Source organism: Vibrio sp. 10N.222.49.A3, from assembly GCF_041475145.1.
Classification (GTDB): domain Bacteria; phylum Pseudomonadota; class Gammaproteobacteria; order Enterobacterales; family Vibrionaceae; genus Vibrio; species Vibrio tasmaniensis_A.
The window spans coordinates 1-19,535 of the sequence record NZ_JBFRVM010000023.1 but is presented as its reverse complement, the minus strand read 5'-3'; the positions used below and the strand labels follow the sequence as shown (position 1 = coordinate 19,535).

Sequence of the window (19,535 nt, the reverse complement as noted above, 5' to 3'; positions counted from 1 at the left end):
GAGCTTAGAGCTTAGAGCTGTTTAGGTTCAGAGCAGCTAAAGGCTTATTGCTCTTTGTTTTGCTCGGCTTTACATACAGCCGCAGTGAACACGACGTCTGTTGAGCTGTTAAGCGCAGTTTCCGCTGAATCTTGAATCACACCGATAATGAAACCAACCGCTACAACCTGCATCGCTACATCGTTTGAGATGCCGAATAGGCCACAAGCTAGCGGGATAAGCAGTAGTGAACCGCCAGCAACCCCCGATGCGCCACATGCTGATACAGCAGCAACAAGGCTTAGTAGAATCGCAGTGAAGATATCAATCTCAATACCCATAGTGTGTACAGCAGCAAGCGTTAACACAGTGATGGTGATTGCTGCGCCTGCCATGTTGATCGTTGCGCCTAGAGGAATCGATACAGAGTAAGTATCTTCGTCTAGTTTTAGCTTCTTACAAAGGTTCATGTTCACTGGGATGTTTGCAGCGCTTGAACGAGTGAAGAATGCCGTTACACCAGATTCACGAATACATTGCAGTACGAGTGGGTATGGGTTTTGTTTTGTTTTAATAAATACAAGCAGTGGGTTAACTACAAGTGCGATGATCAGCATTGAGCTTAGTAGTACTGCTAGAAGTTGACCGTAGCTTGCCAGTGCATCGAAGCCTGTTGTTGCGAATGTTGCAGAAACAAGACCGAAGATACCGAATGGCGCAAGACGAATAATGAAGCGAACAATGTGTGAAACACTGTGGCTTAGGTCTTCGAAAACCGCTTTGGTTGTTGCAGATGCGTGGTGCAGTGCAAGACCAAGACCGATTGCCCAAGCTAGAATACCGATGTAGTTCGCGTTCATTAGTGCGCTAACTGGGTTGTCTACAAGCTTGAATAGAAGCGTATGAAGAACTTCTGCAATACCTTGAGGAGGGTTAGCACCTTCAGCGCCAGCAACCAGTGTCAAAGTGGTTGGGAACATGAAGCTCAGTACTACAGCAGTCAGTGCAGCAGAGAACGTACCAATCAGGTAAAGCACAATGATTGGACGCATATGGGTGTGCTGACCTTTCTTTTGGTTTGCGATAGAAGCTGCAACAAGAATGAATACTAAAATTGGGGCAACAGCTTTCAGAGCACCAACAAACAGACTACCTAATAGGCCTGCATCTTGAGCTGCTGAAGGAGAAACCATGGCGAGAACGACACCGAAAACAATACCAGCAAGGATCTGTAGAACGAGATTTCCACGAGCGATGCGGGCGAGCATGTTGTGATTTTGCATAAAATACCTGCAATTGTTAATTTATTATAGTGATGTATCTTTTTATGAAGTTGTACCAAATCCAACTATACACTAGCGGAATTGGCGGTCATATTAGCGGGATCTTAGAGGGTGTCTAGGGATAGTTTACTTTTAGGGTTATTGTTTGCGCCATGTGGTGTTTTTAGAGCTAAATGTTAAATAAATGTATTTTGATTGAGCTATAAATCTGCTGATTCTCATTTGATAGATTCAAAACACTGCAAATGTAGAAATGTAAACGGTTATATAAAAGAACATTGTGTGCATAAATAACCACACCATTATCAAATTGAAACAAAAAGCCCCACGTGATTAACACGATGGGGCTCATTGTCTTAAATTAAAGTTATCTTAAGTTAGGTTATCTTCAATACAGCTTATAGCTGTTAACCTTAAACCTTAAACCTTAAACCTTAGTCAGACGCTTTTTTAAGATTGCGGCCTTCTGATTGTACGGTTTTGTACATCTTGGAAAGCTGCTTATTGCTGGCGCGTTGTTCCGCTAACGAGGCGCCATTTCGGGCTTGTTCTCGCAATAACTTTCGATAGTTAGCAAATCGTCGCTCAGACAATTCTCCACTTTCAATCGCCTTGCGTATCTTGCACCCCGGTTCTGATTCATGATGACAATCAGAGAATCGGCAATGCATGGCTAACTCTTCGACATCAGAAAAGGTTTCACTCACGCCTTCAGCGCAGTCAGCAAGTTGTAGCTCTCGCATTCCTGGAGTATCGAGTAGTAAGCCGCCCGATGTTAGCAGGTGGAGCGATCGTGATGTGGTTGTGTGTCGGCCTTTGCTATCGTCTTCACGAATGCCACCTGTGGCTTGTTCAGCCTCACCAAGTAATGAATTGACTAAGGTAGATTTACCCACACCGGATGAACCCATTAAAGCCACAGTCTTGCCCGTTTTACACCAAGGCGACAAAACTTGAGTTGAGTCTTGGTCTAGGCTATTCACAGCTTCGATCATCTGCATAGAATCTAAGCTTTGCACTTGTTGTACTTTATCTTCGTAGTCGTCACACAAGTCTTTCTTGGTGAGGACGATAACCGCTTCAACCTGCGCTTCGTTGGCGAGCGCTAGATAGCGTTCAATACGGCTTAGATTAAAGTCGTTATTTAACGAAACCACGATAAAAACCGTGTCGATGTTAGCTGAGATATATTGTTCGGCGACACGGCTACCTGCAGCTTTACGGCTGAAGAGTGATTGACGGTCTAATAAACGGCCGAATTGCAGTTCAGAGTTCAAGATTACCCAGTCGCCAACCGTCATTGCGGGTTGGTTTTGATGGATAGGGAGAACGATTTCGCCTTGTTCTGACGCTAGTGTATAGCCGCTGCGATGGTGCGCGGTAATACGAGCAATGACGGATTGGTCATAGTCTTCGAGTGTCAGTTGTTGTTGTTGGAATACAGGTTGCCATCCAAGTTGTTAAAGTGACATTGGATGAGAAAATGCGTTTTGTGAATTCATGTCTATTTACCCAGACGTGCGAGCTTTCTTTTCTTGTGAGAGCATTAAAGTCTTAAGAGAGCATTAACTTCTTGTGAGCTCTCTTATTGTTGATGAGCTCACAAGAGTTAATGAGACCAAAAAGAGTTGCTGAGATTAAAAGCGTCGAGCGTCAAAAATGTTTTGAGTTTGGGTCGAATTCAAATAGATAGGACCCCGGATTGAGCCATGCGCTACAGGCATGCAGATATTGATCACTTACGATCAACAGTAAACCGGGTAAAAGTGTGCGGTCGTCACGGGTGACGATGTGTTGGTGGATCGGTATTGAAGTTTGATTAACCAAACAAATTAACGCGCTACTTTTACTGCCAGTTTTAGTGTCTTCATTACAATCATCTTCTATTCTCCTTGGTTATAAATGTGGTCGGGCTTTGAATAAAAAGCGAGCTCAGTTTAGCAAAAAGCCACGATGGCGAGAAGTCATCGTGGCTTAAATTATTTCATCGATTGTGAATCTGATTAATGATGATCGTGATTCATCTTTTTCATGCCGCTCATCACTTTCTTCACTGGCGCATCAAAGGTCTGTGTTTCACCGTTTGCGAAGGTCAGTGTCATTTTGATTTGTTCACCTTCTTTTAGGCTGCTTTTTAAGTCAAACAACATGATGTGTAGGCTGCCCGGTTTAAGTACAGCTTTACCATTTGCAGGGATGGTGATCGCTTGAACTTGACGCATCTTCATTACGTCGCCATCAACGATAACATCATGAAGTTCAACCTTTCCTGCTGCTGATGTTGTTGCAGAAACAATAGCGCGATCTTTATCGCTATGGTTCATCAGAGTCGTGAATACCGCGCTGTTCACTGCTGAAGGCGGGGTTGCGCGCGCGTACGCGTCATGAACCATAATATCGTTATTCGCTTGAGCAAGAGGAGTGAGCAATAAGCCTGCTAGAGCAAGTGCTTTTAACTTCATGTTGTTGTCCTTAATTTTTTGTTTTGGTCTGGGAGCTGACTTTTTGTTCGAACTTTATTCGTTAAGTTCTTTATTTTTGTACACGTTGTTTCTCGTCGCTGATGACTTGGTACGTTAGCGCGTTAATGTGTTAATAGCTTCAACAATTGGCGCTGGCGTTAACGTATGCGGCACTTTGGTAATCAGCGTGCCATCGGGTTTTAAAAAATAGAAATATGAGCTGTGGTCTAGGGTGTATTCCAACTCTGAACCTTCAAGCTTGGTCTTTCTAAAAATAACACCGTAGTTGTGTGCAAGCGTTGTTGTCACATCTAACGGGCCACTTAATCCTTCCATCATTGGGTGGAAGTATTGTGCGTATTCGTATGAGGCTTCAGCGGCATCACGCTCTGGATCGAGAGAAACAAACATCGGGCGAATCTTGGCTTTTGCTTCATCAGAAATCTGGTTAAGTGCTCCGGCTAACATTGCTAGGGAAGTAGGGCACACATCTGGGCAACGTGTGAAACCAAAGTAAACGATACGAACTCTGTCATCGGTTTGGTCAAAGATTTCCGTTGGCTGGTTATCTTTACCGAAAAGGGTTGTCGCGGAGAATTGTTGTTTTGCCGCGTGTTGTTTTTGAGCTTCGTTTTGCCCATCAAGATAACTTTTAACGCCAAAGCCAAGGACAAAAGCGACAACCAATGCTAACGACCAATTTCTACTCATCTTGCCATCCTTATTGCCGGGTTTACAGTATCGACACCATCAGTGAGCTCACCGATCCATGTCATCTTGTCTAAAGTACATACAGGTAAAATTACATCACCTTCATAGGTATTATTGCCAATGTTTTTTAATTGAAAACGTGCCGAGCCCATTTCCATCTCTAAACCTGTAAGCGACAGCATTAATGTGTCAGAGGCTGCGCCTTCCCACACTACTTTGATTTTGGTGGGAGCCAGAGGTTGAGCCGTCTCGCGATCAAGTGTCATCGTAACTGTATTTTGCTCACACGATGTGGTGGAAAGCATGCAGTAATCATCTAAGTTAATCTCAGCAGAGGCTCGCTCCATCGCTGATTCAAATTGCTGAATTGCTTGCGGTCCATAAAAGCCTGCCACGAGAGCGATCCCAAGAGCAGCAACCTTTAATGCAGAGTGCATGTCGTGTTCTCATCTAATTTTATAAGAGCGGCGATGTTATCATATCCCTCAATATGTGCTTGTATCAAAAAGTAATTTTGTGCGTATGGTAGAACTAAAAAAGCGAAGCCATTGGCTTCGCTTTTGTCTGTGTCATAGGTTCATGAGCTTAGTCTTTCTAAGTTCTATCCGTTCTGAATACGCTTGAGAATGGATAGAATGATCAGTCAGCGTTGCGCTCTGCAAATTTCTCTAACCCAAGGACCAGAGCAATCGCTACAAGCATCATCACAATAGCCATTACTAGCTGTGAAGGTTGAGAAGTGACGGCTTCAAAATCAAACGGTGACAAGTTTTCTTGAATCAGAGGAACTTGCTCACCTTTAGAGTTTGTACGCCAGCTGATCGTTTCTTTCCACGGCCAAATCTTCGGCAGTGTACCGATCATCAAACCAGTCAAGAATACTAATGTGAAGTCGCGGAATGAGCGCAATAGCCAAGACAGTACATGTGAGAAAGTCAGCAGTCCGATCACACAGCCCGCAAGGAATAGCGCAAGTACATCGACTTGAAATGATTTAACGGCGCCAAGCACGGGGCCATACATGCCAATCAGGAGCAGAATAAAGCTGCCTGAAATACCGGGTAAAATCATCGCGCAGATAGCAATCGCACCCGCAATCAATACGTTGATGCTGGTTGGCTCCATTTGCAGCGGTTTAAGCACGGTAATGCTATAAGCGAAAGCAACGCCAAGCAGCAAAAACACGAAGCGAATCATATCGCGTTTCTCTACTTGCTTAAGAATATGGAAAACCGACACCAAGATCAGGCCGAAGAAGAAAGACCACAGTGGAACAGGGTGGGTGACTAATAACCAAGAAATCAATTTTGCGAATGTCGTAATGCTCGTGAATACGCCCGCGAACAGTGAAATTAGGAAGAAACCATTGATGTGATTAAACGCGGCTTTGAAGCCTTCGCGTTTCCATAAGCCAAGTACGCTAGGGTTAATTCTGCGAATGCTTTCTAGCAGCGTATCGTAGATACCAGTGATGAATGCGATGGTTCCGCCCGACACGCCAGGAACAACGTCTGCTGAGCCCATTGCCATGCCTTTGAAAAAAGTACTTAAGTAGTTCATTGCTTCATAGAGTTGAGGATGATTTTGTGCAGTATACAAACTTTAGTGTAAAAAAAGTATGAATATGCCTTTGGCGAGGTGCTTTATTACCTCTTTAATTGTAAGGCAATACGTTGATGTGAACATCTGCCTTACATTTAAAATACAACTGCTTGGTGTCCTATTATCACCGGCTGCACTGAAACTTGTTTTCTATCGATATTGCATCTTGGTTGCATTATGCAAATGCACTTTGCAATTCGCATCATGAATTAGAGGTTTTTATGCGATGCAGGGCTTATAAAACGGCTGAATTAAAGTTGGCACGCTAACTGCATTATATACATTGACCCTTCTTAAGCCGAGGGTCACCTAGCCAACTGACGTTGTTAGTGAACTTATGATTTGTTCACAAATATATAGAGCCAATCGCGATTATTGCGGTTGGCTATTTTTTTGTCTGTCGTTTGGCTCTTTATGATCAGCTATCTGCTATTAACCCCATGCTCCAAACGAAAAAAAAGCCAGTCACCATCGGCGACTAGCTTAAGCTTTTCTCGAATTAATCTCGAATCGTTTAGTACCCCATCAACTGCAGTAAATTCTCCGCTGTGCTGATCGCTTCTTTGCGGTTAGCAATGTTTAGCTTTTGGTAAAGGTTACGGATGTGAGTCTTGATGGTGGTACCTGCAACATCGAGTTCTTGAGCTATCTGCTCGTTACTGAACCCGGAATAGATCAAACCAAGTACTTGCCATTCACGCTGGGTGAGTGGGCTCGTGCGCACAAGTTCAGGAATGTTTGGGTGATTGACTAAGTTTTCAACAAAGTCTTCATCAAAGTGAACCGAGCGGCTGCGTTGGGTGGTCGAGATATCTTTCATGATCTGTTGAGCGCGATGGCGTTCTAAGTCACCTAAGCCAGGCTTGTTACTCAACTTATCCAAGATATGTCCGATAGTCCCGCCGTCTACTAAGAAGTTGCCGACCATACCGGTTTGGTTAGTCATATGAAGCGCTTCTTCAAGTAGCACGCGTGCGCTGTCTTCATCGTTAATTTGTGTACGTAACACGGCTTCAACGATCAAGTTTCGGTTGGTGTCTGTAATCAGATGTGAACGCTGAGCTTCACTCTTAAGGAAAGTCAGCGCTTCTTCCGCTTCTTCATACTGCTCAAGAATGATGTGAGCGCGAACGATGTTTCTCCATTGCAGTTGGCAGAAGTGGTTGCTTGCCGATTCAGGTCGAACAGCCACATTCAACCAATCACGTATCGCCTCTTTATTGCCTTTTACTTGCCAAAAAAGAATCAAAGAAAGAGAAGCGTTCGCCGTCCAGTCCACGTGGTAAGTCGATTGACGCAATAGGTGCTGAATTTGGTCGATAAACTTAGATGCTTTATCAATTTCACCGCGACTCAGTGAAATACGAGCCAGCATTGAATAGCTGTGAAGGTGCTTACTTGGCGAATGGTGACCAAGGATATCCAAGCCTTTGTAACAGCACTCTTCCGCTTCATCTAATCGGTTCCAACACCAGAATATTTGAGCTCTAACACGCAGTAAGAATTCATGCAGAGGCACGTATTTTAGCTGGTGTTCTTCGATCAATTTGAACGCACTGTCTTGCAGCTCGAATGCCGCTTGAACGTAACCCTGTGCAATTAAGATCTCGCTCTGTTGTAGAATTGCCCAAAGCGCTTGGTGGTAAACTTGATACTGGCGTGCAAGTTTTTCTGTTTGCTGCATCATCGGCAGTGCACGGCTCAAGTTGCCCATTACGTGATTGACTTCACCAACAACAGACGTGGCGACAATTCGGCTACGATAAACGGTGGTATTCAGCTGACTTAGCGAAAGTTCTGCTAATTCCAAGGCTTTTTCAGGTTCATTACTGTTAATCGCAACTTGCGCGCGTAGGGCGTTGTATTGCCCTTGCTGTTGAGTGTCGAGTTCAATATTTCGAGCTTGATATTGTGTTTCAGCCTCTTCCAATAATGTCCCTACTTGTTCGTAGCGGTGCTGACTTTGTGCTAGCCAAGCTCGTAACATGGACAGTTTAGGGTCGCTGTAAAGTTGATCCGTAGTCAGTTGCTTGATCGCCATCTCTAACGAGGAAAGCTCGCCTTGATTGAACATCGGCCAACCGTGGTCTGTTAGTATTTGAATGATCAGTTCTGGGTCTTCAGCGCGCTGTGCATGGCGCAGTGCTTGGTGTGGTGTGTCTTGTTTAATCCACGCCTTCGCGGCACTTCGGTGCAACTCTGCTTCTTGTTGAGGGATTCGAGCTTGACGCTCATGTGCCAAAAATTCACCAAACAGGTTATGGAAACGATACCAGTTCTTTTCGCCTTCAAGCGGGTAGATGAATAAACCGAATCGATTTAATGATTCGATCATACCCAGTGCGTCTTCACGCTGTGTTAGCGCACAAACCAGTTCGTCGTTGAAGTGGTCAAGCACTGAACACTGCATCAAGAACTGTCGAGTTTCTTTGTCTAACAGGTCGAAAACCTCTTCAACCAAGTAGTCCCAAAGATGGGCTTGATTAAAGTGGGAGAAGGACTCAGCAGACTGCGCCAGCGTGCGTTTTTGATGTTGGGCTTGCAGCGCAATAAGTTGAAGTGCAGAAGGCCAACCCTCTACATAGGTACAAATACTGTCTGCCGTTGTGTCATCAATACCATCGGCAACACGCTGATTAAAAAAGCGCGTCGTCTCTTCGGTATCAAAAGCCAGCGAGTCATTACCTAATTCGATCATTAAGTCTCGAACGCGAAGGTTTGCCGTACCTAGGGGGGGTGTACCACGACTGGTTACAACTAGCGTAAGATTGTCGGGCATGTGTTTGAGGAAAAAGCGCATTGCTTCTTGAATGTCATCATTGTTGACTAAATGGTAGTCGTCTAAAACAAGAAAACATTCATGATGATAGTCCGACATCTCGGCGAATACTTCGCTCAATAAAGAATGCAGCGATGAAAACTGTCGTTTCTCTGCCAGTTTTTGGGCATTGGGACAGGAGTTTTGAGTCGCTTTATTGAGTGATTGGAGTAGGTAGTTGATAAAACGGAAGGCATCGTTGTCACTATCATCGATGCTGTACCAACCCACATTCGGCTTATCTAATAGCCACTGTGCAGCCATAGTGGTCTTGCCATAGCCCGCTGGAGAACGGAACAATACAAGCTTATAGCAATCTGCGTTCTGGAGCAGATCGAGAACCCTAGGTCGTAGGATTGCATTATGTAAGCGGCCGGGACGAGTCAGTTTCGAAGGGATCCACATGTCGAAGTTTTTCACCTATTCCGTGGCCTATGTTCTGGGGATTCTAAAACCGTAAAAGAGTTGCCCAATCACATCTGCCTAATTACTTAAGTCTGTGCTTATGTTACGTGAAGAAAAATGGCACCGACTATGATTCTCCTCAGAAACCTTGCGGTCTTGCATGTTTTTAGCTTTCTACGCCCTTAATTTGGGACTTTGCTCACGTTGCGTGGTGGTTTGTGAATGTGACTTTGTTCGGTCTTACACTGAGATTTATGTAAAAGATGAGATATGGAAAATAATTTCGTGATCTCAAACTCAGATTTGCTAATCAGTTTATTCCGGTTAAATAAAACTCACATCAATTAACGTTAAGTTATCGAACGGGAGCTTGTGATCTTAGTCACTCCAACTTTTTGTTCGAAGTTAGAACATGAGAGTCAGATCACTAACCTTACATCGGTACGCCCCCTACGCCCTCTCATCTACTCCTAGTTAGTCGTATTAACGGGAGGATGTTTAGTTAATGGTGACCATGCACGATATGTCACAGATGAATTAGAACTATTAAAAGCGAGATTTCTGAAATGAAACCAACTCAGCAAAAAACTTTCGATAAAGTGTCGTTCCAAGAAAGCGTTAAAAAGCATTTATCTGCAACTTACGCAACAACGATTGAAAACGCAGATAGCCGCGCATGGTACCTAGCGATGGGGCGTGCGCTAGCAGAATTGACAACATTTGACCTGCTAGAAACTGAAAATGATGAAAAAATCAAAAACGCGAAGAGCGTTAACTACCTTTCATTAGAGTTTTTGATTGGTCGTCTAACAGGTAACAATCTGATCAGCATGGGTCTGTACGAACAGATTACTCATGCAATGGAAGAGCTAGGCCAAAACCTAACTGACCTTCTAGAAGAAGAACGCGACCCATCGCTAGGTAATGGTGGTCTTGGTCGTCTTGCTGCATGTTTTATGGATTCTTGTGCTGCACAAGAGTACCCAACAGTAGGCTACGGTCTTCACTATGAATACGGCCTATTCAAACAGTCTTTCCAAGATGGTCGTCAACAAGAAGCACCAGACGCATGGCGTGGTGTTGAAGGTTACCCATGGGAAGTCGCTCGTCCAGAGCTAGCACAACACATTGGTTTTTACGGTCATGTAGAAGTTGAATTCATCGACGGTAAAGAAGTTCGTACTTGGGTTCCAGGTATGGAAGTAAAAGCAATGCCTTGGGATCTACCAATCGTAGGTTACGAGTCAAACACGGTTTACCCATTGCGTCTTTGGGAATGTCAGGCAATTGCACCATTCTCACTAGCAAGCTTTAACAACGGTGATTACTTCGAAGCGCAACACTCGCTAATCGATGCAGGTAACATCACTAAAGTACTTTACCCGAACGACAACCACGAGAAAGGCAAGACACTGCGTCTAATGCAGCAGTACTTCCACTCAGCAGCGTCAGTTCGCGATATTCTACGCCGTCACGAAGCAGCAGGTTTCTCTCTAGAAGATCTGCCTAAGCAAGAAACGATTCAGCTTAACGATACGCACCCAACGATTGCGATTCCTGAGCTAATGCGCATCCTGATCGACGAGAAAGGTCTATCTTGGGATCAAGCATGGGAAATCAGTGCACATACGTTCGCTTACACGAACCACACACTACTTCCAGAAGCGCTAGAGACTTGGTCTGAATCGCTGATCAACCGTCTTCTTCCACGTCACATGGAAATCATTTTTGAAATCAACCACCGCTTCATGCAAGAAGTTCGCAAGATGTGGCCTGGTGACGGTGAGAAACAAGCGAAGCTTTCTATCATCCAAGAAGGTTTCCACCGCATGGTTCGCATGGCAAACCTATGTGTGATTGGTTCTTACAAAGTAAATGGTGTAGCGGCACTTCACTCTCAACTTGTTAAGAAAGACTTGTTCCCAGAGTTCAACGAAATCTTCCCAGGTAAACTGACTAACGTAACGAACGGCATCACGCCACGTCGTTGGTTGAAGTTCTGTAACCCAGGTCTATCTAATCTAATCACAGGTAAGATTGGCTCTGAGTGGCCAGCAAAACTTGAGCAGCTAGAAGGCATCGCTAAGTTTGCAACAGACGCGAAATTCCAAAAAGAATTTATGGCTGTTAAGAAAGAAAACAAACAGCGTCTTGCGGATTGGGTTCAAGAGAATATGGGTATCGAGCTAGATACTAACGCTATCTTCGACGTTCAAATTAAGCGTCTGCACGAATACAAGCGTCAGCACCTAGATTTGCTACACATTCTGTCTCTGTACCACCGTATTCTTAACGAACCTGGTTTCGAGTGTGAGCCACGCGTATGTTTCTTCGCAGCGAAAGCAGCACCGGGTTACCACCTAGCAAAAGAAATCATCTTCGCGGTTAACAAGATTGCAGAGAAGATCAACAACGATCCTCGCATTGGTAACAAGCTGAAAGTGGTATTCATTCCTGACTACCGTGTAAGCATGGCTGAAATCATCATCCCTGCGGCAGACGTTTCTCAGCAAATCTCATTAGCTGGTAAAGAAGCTTCAGGTACGGGCAACATGAAGATGGCTCTAAACGGCGCTCTAACTATCGGTACTATGGATGGTGCAAACGTTGAGATTCGTGAAGAAGTGGGTGATGAAAACATCTACATCTTCGGCCTAGAAGTTGACGGTGTTGTTGCACTGAAAGCTCAGGGTTACAACCCATACGATTACTACAATGCAGACCCACTATTGAAAGCATCTCTAGATCTACTGACTGGCGATGAGTTCACTCCAGGTCAACCCGGTCTTCTACGTGCAACGTTTGATAGCCTATTAGACGGTGGTGACCCTTACCTATGTCTTGCTGACTTCGCATCTTATGTGAAAGCACACGAAGACATGGGCACACAATACAAAGACCAAGCTGGTTGGGCTAAGAAAGCGATTCTTAACACGGCATTGGTTGGTAAGTTCACATCAGACCGCTCAATTCGCGACTACGTGAACAACATTTGGAAACTTGAAGCGGTTAACCGTTAATAGTTGCAAAGTAGCCAAGGCAGTTTCTGCCTTGGCTCAATTAGCTTGTGAGCAAATAGACGGCTTATTCAGATAGCAATGCTTACAAACTGATTGTCACAAGCTAATTGATTAGTAAAAATTAAATAGACAACCCTACAAAAATTGAAAGCGTCAGAACGTTTTCGGAGAGAGCGATGAAAGAACAGACCGTATTAAAACAAGTCGCAGAAATGGCAAATATTGCCGATAGTTACGTTAGTGCGTGGGGCGATGAAGCACAAGTATCAGAAGAGACGATTACGTCTCTATTGGCTTCATTGGGCTACGATACAAGCAGCGATGATGCACTGCTTAAATCTGCAGAAAGAAAGCACAGAAAAGATGTATTAGACCCGGTTCTTGTCTTGCGTGACGGTGAGCCAGTAGAAGTGACACTCAATCTGGGTGTGAGTGCTCGTGAAAGTGAGTTCAGCTGGCGCTTAGAAACCGAGCAAGGAGAGGTACTTGAAGGCTATCTTCAATCTCAAGTCGTTCGTGACGAGCGTGCCGAGGGTGGCCCTTTAGTGTTTGCATTGCCAAGTGATTTGGCATGGGGTTATCACAAGCTCATTGTGAGTCGTAAGCGCCGTAAGAAACCTTACGAGATGACGTTGATTATTACGCCAAAAGCGTGCTTCAAGCAGTCACCCATTGAGCAAGGCAAAAAGCTTTGGGGACCAAGTGTTCAACTGTACACGCTAAGAACTCAGCACAACTGGGGTATTGGTGATTTCGGTGACCTAAAACAGCTTGTTTCGGATATCGCGTCTCGCGGTGGTGACTTTGTTGGTCTAAACCCAATTCACTCACTGTTCCCTGCAAACCCGGAAGGTGCGAGCCCATACAGCCCGTCTTCACGTCGTTGGTTGAACGTCTTATACATTGATGTGAGTTCAGTTCCTGAGTTCGCATTAAGCGCGGAAGCGCAACAAACGGTAGGCAGCGCCGAGTTCCAGCAGCGCCTACAGAAAGCTCGTGAAGCGCACTGGGTGAATTACACTGAAGTGTCTGAGCTGAAGATGAGCATCTTACCTCTGCTATTCGCAGAATTTAAGACTCGTCATCTAGACAAAAACAGCGACCGCGCACAAGCGTTCTTAGCGTTCGTTGAAGAGGGCGGTGAAAGCCTGATGCATCAAGCGGCGTTTGATGCTCTGCACGGTGAACTGCATGCTGAAGATTCAGGTATGTGGGGCTGGCCTGTATTCCCAGAGAAATTCCGTACATTTGAAAGCCCTGCGACCCAGAAATACATCAAAGATAACCTAGATCAAGTGCATCTCTATATGTACCTACAATGGTTAGCCGATTGCCAAATCAACGATGCACAGTCTCTTGCTGAAGAGAAAGGCATGGCGGTTGGACTGTACCGTGACTTAGCGGTAGGCGTTGCAGATTCAGGCAGCGAGACATGGGCTGATGAAGGCAACCTAGTGATGGATGCGAGCATTGGTGCTCCACCGGATATTCTTGGTCCTCTAGGCCAAAACTGGGGCTTACCGCCACTAAACCCAGAAGTACTTCAAGAAACCGGCTACGACGCTTACATCAAACTACTTCGTGCCAACATGAAGCACTGTGGTGCATTGCGTATTGACCATGTTTTAGGTCTGCTGCGTTTGTGGTGGATTCCAAAGGGTGAGAACGCAACGAAAGGTGCGTACATCTACTACCCAGTGCAAGACATGCTGTCTATTCTGGCGCTTGAATCTCACCGTTACCAATGCAGCGTTATCGGTGAAGACTTAGGCACGGTACCGGATGAAATCGTAGACATCCTTGCTGATGCTGGCGTGCATTCTTACAAAGTCTTCTTCTTCGAAACATCAGAAAATGACGGTGGTTTTATTTCTCCGAAGCACTACGCGTCACAATCGATGGCAGCACTGTGTACTCACGATATGCCAACGCTTCGCGGCTTCTGGCACTGTGATGACTTGAAAATGGGTCAAGAGATTGGTTTATACCCAGACGCACAACAGCTAGAAACTTTGTTCGATAACCGCTTGGAGTGCAAGCAAGGTATCTTAGACTCAGTGGCATGGCACGGCTTCCTACCTGAAGGTGTTGGGCGTGATGCAAGTCAAGTGCCGATGGATTCTTATCTTGCTGAAGCGCTTCAGTTGCACGTTGCGGCTGGTGGCTCAACACTCCTGAGTGTTCAGTTGGAAGATTGGCTAGAGATGGATAAGCCCGTTAACATCCCTGGTACGGTCGATGAGTACCCTAACTGGCGTCGTAAACTATCAATGAACTTGGACGAAATCTTCGCTCATGAAGGCGTGAATCGTATCGCATCTAAGCTAACTGATGTACGAGAAAAAGCAGCTAAGTAATGGAGTCGAGTGGCTTGAAAAGAGGTGGTTTTTTGCTTACGCCGTACGAAACTACAACCTCGGTCACTCAATATTGAATGCTCATCTGGTAGAATAAACCGTCGTTATATTGCCCGCACTAATAGCGGGCATTTTTGTATTATGTTTTTTGGATGTTTGGTTAGGGAGAAGCGTTTTGGAACTAAGTTCGATTTCAAAGCAAAAACAAATATATACCCAACTATCACAGGCTTGCTTCACAGATCCATTTGCGTTTTTAGGGCCATACTTACCTTCTGAACAAGGTTCATTACGAGTGTGGATTCCTGGGGCAGATAAAGTCGAGTTGATTGTTGGAAAGGAACCTCGTATTAAGTTAGCGCGAGAGGGTGAAAGTGGTTTCATTCTTAAGCAAGAAAGAGACTTACGTTTTACTCACTACAAGCTTGCGGTTGATTGGAATGGAGTAGAGCAGATCATCGATGATCCATACCAATACCATGATCTGTACGCGAGTTATGAGGATCTTCATACACCTAAAGATATGTATCATCACATGGGAGCTCAGTTTATTACGCTAGAGCGTGATGGACAGACGATTTCAGGCACGCGTTTCTTGGTGTACGCACCGCATGCAACAGCGGCTAGCTTGGTGGGTAACTTCAACGCTTGGGATGGTCGTCGCCACCCAATGCAGCGTCTAGATTATGGTATGTGGGGCTTATTTATTCCTGATCTGGAAGAAGGCGCACAATACAAGTTTGAATTAAAAGGGCCTGATGGCGAAGGCTTGCCACATAAAGCTGACCCATGGGGTTTCTACTCTGAGCAGTACCCATCATTTTCATCTGTGACTTACGATCACGCTCGCTACCAGTGGCAAGATTCTCAATGGCAGAATCGCCCAGTGACGCAAAAGCGCAAAGAAGCCCTTTCATTCTATGAATTGCATGCCGGCTCTTGGAAGCGCAATGCTGAAGGTGAATTCCTAAACTACCGTGAGCTAGCGGCAGAGCTAATCCCATATCTAACGGATCTCGGTTACACACACGTAGAGTTGATGCCGGTTTCAGAGCACCCGTTTTACGGCTCTTGGGGTTATCAGCCAATAGGCTTGTTTGCGCCAACAAGTCGTTTTGGTTCTCCAGATGATTTCAAATTCTTCGTCGACCAATGTCACCAAGCCGGTTTAGGTGTTGTTCTGGACTGGGTTCCTGCACACTTTCCAAGTGATGATCACGGCTTAGCTAACTTTGATGGAACGCCTTTGTTCCATGATCCAGATCCACGCCGTGGTTGGCACCAAGATTGGAACTCGTACATTTACGACTTAGGTAAAGAGCATGTTCGTCGCTTCTTAGTAGCAAATGCATTGTACTGGTTCGAACAATTCCATATCGATGGCATTCGTGTTGATGCTGTTGCTTCGATGTTGTACCTCGATTACTCGCGTAGCCATGATCAATGGATTCCGAATGTAGACGGCGGCAATGAAAATTACGACGCCATCGCGACCCTTAAGTGGATGAACGAAGAAGTGTACAAACACTTCCCGAATGCGATGACAATTGCTGAAGAATCGACGGCTTTCCCGGGTGTTTCAGCACCAACCTTTATGGGCGGTTTAGGCTTCGGTTTTAAGTGGAACATGGGTTGGATGCACGATAGCTTGTCTTACATTCAAGAAGATCCAATCAACCGTAAATATCACCACGATACGATTACCTTCCCGTTGGTTTATGCTCACAGCGAAAACTACGTATTGTCTCTGTCTCACGATGAGGTGGTTTACGGTAAAGGCTCTATCCACAACAAGATGCCGGGTGATGAGTGGCAGCAAACGGCTAACCTACGCGCTTACATGGGTTACATGTATGCACAACCGGGTAAAAAGCTGAACTTCATGGGCGCTGAATTCGGTCAAACGGCTGAATGGAATCATGATGATCAACTGCAGTGGTTCTTGTTGGAATATGAACGCCATCAAGGTGTTCAACGCTTAACGAAAGATTTGAACAATCTATACCGCTCTGAGGCGGCAATGCACGATCTTGATTTCGACCCGAAAGGTTTTGAATGGCGTCTACAAGATTCTGCTGAAGCAAGTATCTTAGCTCATGAACGTATTAGTGAGTTGGGTGAACGAGTATTGGTTGTTTCTAACTTTACGCCCGTTCCTCATGAGCGTTTCCGCTTAGGTGTTCCAGCCCAAGGCCAGTACTCGCTATTGCTGAATACTGACTCGGCTGATTACGCAGGCAGCGGTTTTGAAGTGAAGCAGGTTGCTCAGGTTGAATCAATAGCAAGCGAAGGTTTGGATACGTCGATTGAGCTGCGTTTGCCACCACTATCAACGGTGTTTTACAAATTAAACTAATAACAATCACAGTAAGTAAGTGATCACAAAGACGACAAAGGGAGCCCTGAGGCTCCCTTTTTTTGTTTCGATTTTCACTCTAAAACGGCTTGAATTTCGTTAAGTAGAACATTATACAGCACGTTATTTAAGCGATGCTTTCAATGAAAAACCTAAAATGGATACCAGAATAATTGTGGTTCTAAAACACGCTTTACGATCGCTAACACAACGATAAAGGCGATAACCATTAGCCAAACATAATCGATACGTTTCAAAGGCGCATAGCTATACCAAGTCCGTGACTTATGTCTGCCAAAACCTCGTAACGTCATTGCGTTTGAAATCTCGTCTGCACGGTCTAAGCTAGAAAAAATGAGCGGACCTAGAACCTTAGCAACGTTTTTGATGCGAGTGAGTAAAGGTGCTTTCTTCGATAGTTCAACGCCACGAGCCTGTTGCGCGTGCATGATATTGATGAAGTCTTTTTTAACTTCAGGTAAATAACGCAGTGTTAAGCTGACCGCGTAGGCGATTTTGTATGGAACGCCAATACGGTTGAGGCTTGCGGCAAACTCGGTCGGGTGCGTGGTAAAGACGAATATTAACGCTATCGGGAACATGCTCATGTATTTGAGCGTGACAGTGATTAAATAAAACAGAGTCTCTTGGCTCAACGAGTAGTTACTCGGCAGTGTCAGCAATAGAGTCTCGCTGCCGATGAGCTCTGTACCTTGCTGTGGAGCAAGCAGATACATGAACAAAGCATTTAGGCTTAATACACTCACCGTTCCCAATAACAAAGGCTTATAAACGCGCACAGGCACATTGGTGAGCTTTAGCAGGAATAAACCAGTCACAATAAGCAACGCGATCAATCTCAGGTCGAACGTAGTTAAAACCACAGTGACCCAAGCGAGAAAAAGTACAAATTTAGTGATGCCGTTCAGTGCGTGTAACGGTGATTTGGTATCAATGTAATTGATGCCAAATTTTACTTTTGATGCATTCATAGCGAGCTTCTCTCGTCGTCGATGAAGTACTGCATAAAAGCGTTGGTGTCGTCGATTTTCATTATAGTCGCAAGTTCATAAATGCTGGTAGTACAAAGGTTCGCACGTTCTAAAAGCGATGGCTGACTAAACACTTCCGTCATGGCTGCATTAGCAATTAACTTACTGTCTGCGATTACGATCGAACGTGTGGTGTATTCTAGAACCAAGTGCATGTCGTGTGAGATGATCACAACAGTAATGCCCAAATCTCGGTTAAGCTTTTGGATGAATGCCAGCATCGATGTGTAGTTACGGTAGTCTTGGCCTGCTGTTGGCTCATCTAAGATGAGGAGTTCAGGCTCCAACACTAAGATAGACGCGATCGTTACACGCTTTTTCTGACCATAGCTCAGAGCTTCAATGGGCCAGTGGCGGAACTTACTTAACCCGCAAAGCTCAAGAACGTTCTCTACTTTTTCTGTGATCAGTTGTTCTGCAATACCTCGGTTACGAAGACCAAAAGCAATCTCATCAAAAATCATATGATGTGAGATCATATGATTCGGGTTCTGCATCACCACACCGACTTTCTGGCTTCTTTCAAAGATGGAAAGTTCAGATAAGTCTTGACCATTTAGATAGGAAGAACCTGAATCAGCATCTATCACACCCATGATGAGTTTGGTGATAGTGGATTTACCCGAACCGTTCTTGCCCAAAATCGAGACAAACTCACCCTTACCAATTTTGAAACTCACATCTTCGAGTGCATTTTTTTCGCCGTCGTAAGAATAAGTTAAGCCATGAACTTCGAGTAAAGGCTGGTACTGTTTCTCTGCTACCGGTGCCGGGCGCTCAGCAAACCAAGCTTGAACTGCTGGGCGGAATCTTTTGTAATCCAAAGCTTTGAGGTTTGAAAGTTTATCTTCGTTAGTCAGAGGGGCTTTCGCTGCTTTAAGTGCAGATAAGTAGAGAGGTTCACGAATACCGTGCGTCTCAAGTAACTTGGACGCTAAGATGTCATCCGGAGTCATATCCGCGACTATTTCACCGCGCTCCATTAAGATTACACGATCGATATCTCGATGTAGAACATCCTCAAGGCGATGCTCGATAATCACGATAGTCTTGTTGGTTTCTTTATGAAGTTGGTCGATGATCTCAATCGTTGCTTTGCCCGTTTTAGGATCAAGGCTTGCTAAAGGCTCATCAAACAGCAAGATATCGACATCATCGACTAAAATACCCGCTAACGATACTCGCTGTTTTTGACCACCTGAAAGGTCATGAGGAGAGCGCTCAAGCATATCCGCTAGGTCGACCATTTTTGCTGTCGATTTAACTAACGGGTACATATCAATGTTCGACATCAACTGGTTTTCTAATGCGAACGCGATATCTTCACCGATACTTAACCCCACAAATTGGCTGTCAGTATCTTGCAATACTGTGCCGACTTGCTCGGTATAGTCGTGCATTGAAAACTCAGACACATTCTTGCCGTTGATCTCTAAAGAACCAGATACCTCACCTTTAATTGCATGAGGTATCTGATCTGCTCCAGTTAG

Annotated in this window: 12 protein-coding genes; 3 read left to right on the top strand and 9 right to left on the bottom strand. The window is 44.9% G+C overall.

Annotated features, from left to right (window positions below; genetic code table 11):
- Positions 1-44 precede the first annotated feature (44 nt).
- From sstT to malT, 7 genes are all read right to left on the bottom strand, one after another.
- Entirely contained in the window at positions 45-1,262 is a 1,218-nt protein-coding gene (gene sstT / locus AB4589_RS04055) for a serine/threonine transporter SstT (protein WP_009845849.1), read from the bottom strand.
- A 434-nt stretch (positions 1,263-1,696) separates the two neighbouring features.
- A complete protein-coding gene (gene rsgA / locus AB4589_RS04050) occupies positions 1,697-2,686 on the bottom strand; it encodes a ribosome small subunit-dependent GTPase A (protein WP_372099530.1) in 990 nt (329 codons plus the stop codon).
- Between the two features lie 579 nt (positions 2,687-3,265).
- On the bottom strand, positions 3,266-3,724 hold the full coding sequence (locus AB4589_RS04045) for a copper chaperone PCu(A)C (protein ID WP_065678499.1): 459 nt from the start codon (positions 3,722-3,724) through the stop codon (positions 3,266-3,268).
- A 114-nt stretch (positions 3,725-3,838) separates the two neighbouring features.
- The gene (locus AB4589_RS04040) at positions 3,839-4,435 is read right to left on the bottom strand and encodes an SCO family protein (protein WP_065678498.1); all 597 of its coding nucleotides are present in this window, start codon (positions 4,433-4,435) and stop codon (positions 3,839-3,841) included.
- Positions 4,432-4,872 (bottom strand): hypothetical protein, encoded by a 441-nt coding sequence (locus AB4589_RS04035; RefSeq protein ID WP_065678497.1) that lies wholly within the window; start codon positions 4,870-4,872, stop codon positions 4,432-4,434. The genes AB4589_RS04040 and AB4589_RS04035 overlap by 4 nt, the downstream gene beginning before the upstream one ends.
- 202 nt (positions 4,873-5,074) lie before the next feature.
- On the bottom strand, positions 5,075-5,995 hold the full coding sequence (locus AB4589_RS04030; RefSeq protein ID WP_065678496.1) for a DUF368 domain-containing protein: 921 nt from the start codon (positions 5,993-5,995) through the stop codon (positions 5,075-5,077).
- A 556-nt stretch (positions 5,996-6,551) separates the two neighbouring features.
- A complete protein-coding gene (gene malT, locus AB4589_RS04025) occupies positions 6,552-9,260 on the bottom strand; it encodes an HTH-type transcriptional regulator MalT (RefSeq protein WP_029223176.1) in 2,709 nt (902 codons plus the stop codon).
- 566 nt (positions 9,261-9,826) lie between these two features.
- On the opposite strand from malT, the gene AB4589_RS04020 reads away from it, so the two are divergent.
- The 3 genes from AB4589_RS04020 (at position 9,827) to glgB (ending at position 16,993) form a co-directional block, all read left to right on the top strand.
- Complete coding sequence (locus tag AB4589_RS04020) at positions 9,827-12,280, top strand: glycogen/starch/alpha-glucan phosphorylase (protein WP_009845842.1); 2,454 nt, start codon at positions 9,827-9,829, stop codon at positions 12,278-12,280.
- Positions 12,281-12,456: 176 nt separating this feature from the next.
- Complete coding sequence (malQ, locus tag AB4589_RS04015) at positions 12,457-14,637, top strand: 4-alpha-glucanotransferase (protein ID WP_017096249.1); 2,181 nt, start codon at positions 12,457-12,459, stop codon at positions 14,635-14,637.
- Between the two features lie 175 nt (positions 14,638-14,812).
- Positions 14,813-16,993: a 1,4-alpha-glucan branching protein GlgB gene (gene glgB / locus AB4589_RS04010; RefSeq protein WP_017100917.1), complete on the top strand. Its 2,181-nt coding sequence runs from the start codon at positions 14,813-14,815 to the stop codon at positions 16,991-16,993.
- A 152-nt stretch (positions 16,994-17,145) separates the two neighbouring features.
- Here the strand turns inward: glgB and AB4589_RS04005 are convergent, their stop codons facing one another.
- Both AB4589_RS04005 and AB4589_RS04000 read right to left on the bottom strand, forming a co-directional pair.
- Positions 17,146-17,985, bottom strand: coding sequence for an energy-coupling factor transporter transmembrane protein EcfT (locus AB4589_RS04005; RefSeq protein WP_017100918.1), 840 nt, complete (start codon positions 17,983-17,985; stop codon positions 17,146-17,148).
- Positions 17,982-19,535: ABC transporter ATP-binding protein (locus AB4589_RS04000; protein WP_372099437.1), on the bottom strand; the 1,554-nt coding region annotated here is incomplete at its 5' end. The genes AB4589_RS04000 and AB4589_RS04005, both read right to left, overlap by 4 nt.

What these genes read in the sequence shown, in the direction of transcription:
- AB4589_RS04020 (WP_009845842.1), top strand. Translation starts at nt 9,827, where the DNA reads ATGAAACCAACTCAGCAAAAAACTTTCGATAAAGTGTCGTTCCAAGAA.
- malQ (WP_017096249.1), top strand. Translation starts at nt 12,457, where the DNA reads ATGAAAGAACAGACCGTATTAAAACAAGTCGCAGAAATGGCAAATATT.
- AB4589_RS04040 (WP_065678498.1), bottom strand. Translation starts at nt 4,435, where the DNA reads ATGAGTAGAAATTGGTCGTTAGCATTGGTTGTCGCTTTTGTCCTTGGC.
- AB4589_RS04030 (WP_065678496.1), bottom strand. Translation starts at nt 5,995, where the DNA reads ATGAACTACTTAAGTACTTTTTTCAAAGGCATGGCAATGGGCTCAGCA.
- AB4589_RS04005 (WP_017100918.1), bottom strand. Translation starts at nt 17,985, where the DNA reads ATGAATGCATCAAAAGTAAAATTTGGCATCAATTACATTGATACCAAA.
- sstT (WP_009845849.1), bottom strand. Translation starts at nt 1,262, where the DNA reads ATGCAAAATCACAACATGCTCGCCCGCATCGCTCGTGGAAATCTCGTT.
- AB4589_RS04035 (WP_065678497.1), bottom strand. Translation starts at nt 4,872, where the DNA reads ATGCACTCTGCATTAAAGGTTGCTGCTCTTGGGATCGCTCTCGTGGCA.
- AB4589_RS04045 (WP_065678499.1), bottom strand. Translation starts at nt 3,724, where the DNA reads ATGAAGTTAAAAGCACTTGCTCTAGCAGGCTTATTGCTCACTCCTCTT.
- malT (WP_029223176.1), bottom strand. Translation starts at nt 9,260, where the DNA reads ATGTGGATCCCTTCGAAACTGACTCGTCCCGGCCGCTTACATAATGCA.